The organism is Cupriavidus sp. SIMBA_020 (genome assembly GCF_046535395.1).
In the GTDB taxonomy this organism is placed as follows: Bacteria; Pseudomonadota; Gammaproteobacteria; order Burkholderiales; family Burkholderiaceae; genus Cupriavidus; species Cupriavidus campinensis.
The window spans coordinates 1-357 of the sequence record NZ_JAWRWU010000167.1; the positions used below are offsets into that span (position 1 = coordinate 1).

General features: G+C 47.1%; 2 pseudogenes. Both read right to left on the minus strand.

The features are described from left to right. Positions 1-132: pseudogene (locus SB751_RS28655) on the minus strand (hypothetical protein); the annotation flags it as partial. After that, a pseudogene (locus tag SB751_RS28660) lies at positions 121-357 on the minus strand (DNA polymerase); the annotation flags it as partial. The pseudogenes SB751_RS28660 and SB751_RS28655, both read right to left, overlap by 12 nt.

The following is a 357-nucleotide window of genomic DNA, read 5'->3' on the forward strand; positions in this document are numbered from 1 at the left end:
GTCGTAGGTGAAAGAGATCATTTTACCAACACGCCAAACTTTTTTGATTTTAGAGATGTCAACTTCTTTTTCTTCACCTTTGTATTTGAATTTAACGGTCGCACCACCACCACCGGTACCAGATTTTTTGATGTTCAGCCAAGAGGTCAGACCGGTCTGTTTGGTTTTCTGCCAACGCAGGTCTTCTTTACGGTAACCGAAACCTTCCAGGATACGCAGAACCGCCGGCAGAACCTGGTTTTCGATGTAGTATTCCGCGTCGTATTTGTGTTTACGCGGGTCGTATTCTTCCGCCAGGATCGCACGGTTAGAGATCGGACCGTCACCACGCAGAACGATGTAACCGATAACCATACC